This is a genomic window from Candidatus Magnetobacterium casense, assembly GCF_000714715.1.
GTDB lineage: Bacteria > Nitrospirota > Thermodesulfovibrionia > Thermodesulfovibrionales > Magnetobacteriaceae > Magnetobacterium > Magnetobacterium casense.
The window spans coordinates 1-1,438 of record NZ_JMFO01000059.1 but is presented as its reverse complement, the minus strand read 5'-3'; the positions used below and the strand labels follow the sequence as shown (position 1 = coordinate 1,438).

Below are 1,438 nucleotides of genomic sequence, written 5' to 3'. Positions count from 1 at the left end.
CGTGACGCGTCACGCTCAGCAATTTCGGCAACGTTGTGTAGGAGCAAGGTGACCGCCTCGGCCGGCTCGGCGAAGCCACCGGCCGCGCAGATCAGATCGAGTGCATCCGCCGTTCCCTGGTACATGTCCATGTTGAAGCGGCGACCGCCCAGCGCAGCGCGGCGCAGGGCATCGCGCTCGCGCTTCGCCCGTTGGCGTTCCCGCGCCAGGCGGCGCTGGCGGTCTGTCTTGGTTTCGTTCGTCATGGGTGGCTGCTCATCAGTACCGGACCACCACGTCCGGCAGACCGTCCCGGCCAGGCCGGGGCGGTTTCGCTCAGTGGACGGTGCGGCTCTTGGCCGTGGTGTAGTGGATTTCCTGTTGCGGTTCCTCGCCGCGAGCGCGGCGTGCCAGGCACTCGTCGCAGGCGCAGGAAACGGCGTTACCAACTCCGTTCTGCTTTGCGAGTTCTCGGCCGAGGGACATGGTCTATTGCATAAGGGCGTAGGCGATCTTCGATGCTTCGGAGTCGTGCAGCGGCGGGCCTTGCATGGAGAAATCTATTCCGCCTTCGGTGTCGCTGAGGGTGATGGTGTATACGGCCATGGTTATGCCTCCTTCTGTGCGGATGCCTGCTTTTCCAGCTGGCGGATGCGGGTGCGAATTTTCTGCTCGACGATCTTCTGGAGGCCGGTGACCGCGAGCGCAGCGCGGCATTGCTCCAGGTCGAAGCCGGCAACGGCGCGGAGACGGCTATCGACGTCTACGGCGCCATAGCTCTGTCCGGGATGATTGAAGGGGTTGGACTGCTGCATTTCACACCCCCAGCGCACGGAAGCCAGGCCGATCCTGCTGGCCCAGGGTCTGGATGTAGCGGGCGATGGAACCCAGGTTCTCGCGGTCGGTGGCGTCGGGGCTCACACCCGGTACGCGCCGGGCGACTTTCTTGCCGACCTGGTGCGGCTCAGCGGTTGCAAAGACCGCCGCCCGCACGCTGGCCAAGTCGCCCACGGCAAGGGCGAAGTAGCCCTCGCCTGGGTGTTCCTCCCGCAGCTCGATCAGGCCGTCGATGCGGCACATGGCGAACGTCTTGGTCATGATCAGAGCCCCTCCAGCAGCCGAATGGCATCGTGCGTGACCTGGGCCGGAGACTTCCGGCGAGCGCGTGGTGTAGCTGGGGCCGGCTCGGCCTGCGGCATGACCAATTGACTGGGGCGYACTAYCGTCAACTCGACTTCCGGCRCTTCGCCGACGGTGTACTTGAACCCAGCTCCAGAGGCGTAGTCGGCCTGAACCTCTGCGGCTCGACTCATGATGTCTATCAGCTTGAGTGCATCAGCCTGGGGTAACAGGAAACGCTGATAGTCCAAGGTGACGATGCACAGCTGTTGCGCGCGGTTGCGGGCCATATCACACCCCCGCCATATCGAGGCTGATCTGCTGGTACTGGTCGCTGTCG

General features: G+C 64.5%; 3 protein-coding genes and 1 other RNA gene. All 4 read right to left on the bottom strand.

Annotated elements, in window-relative coordinates; genetic code table 11:
- A partial coding sequence (locus Mcas_RS15785) for a hypothetical protein (protein WP_040336515.1) occupies nt 1-245 on the bottom strand: 245 nt, incomplete at its 3' end.
- An RNA gene (locus Mcas_RS17905) (hammerhead ribozyme type II) lies at nt 246-317 on the bottom strand.
- A gap of 270 nt (nt 318-587) precedes the next feature.
- Entirely contained in the window at nt 588-794 is a 207-nt protein-coding gene (locus tag Mcas_RS15775) for a hypothetical protein (protein ID WP_003094506.1), read from the bottom strand.
- Nucleotide 795: 1 nt separating this feature from the next.
- Nucleotides 796-1,077, bottom strand: a complete 282-nt coding sequence (locus Mcas_RS15770) for a hypothetical protein (protein ID WP_003094504.1) — start codon at nt 1,075-1,077, stop codon at nt 796-798.
- Nucleotides 1,078-1,438: the final 361 nt, after the last annotated feature.

Bases quoted from the DNA above. Each gene is read 5' to 3' on its own strand.
- Mcas_RS15775 (WP_003094506.1), bottom strand. From the start codon at position 794: ATGCAGCAGTCCAACCCCTTCAATCATCCCGGACAGAGCTATGGCGCC.
- Mcas_RS15770 (WP_003094504.1), bottom strand. From the start codon at position 1,077: ATGACCAAGACGTTCGCCATGTGCCGCATCGACGGCCTGATCGAGCTG.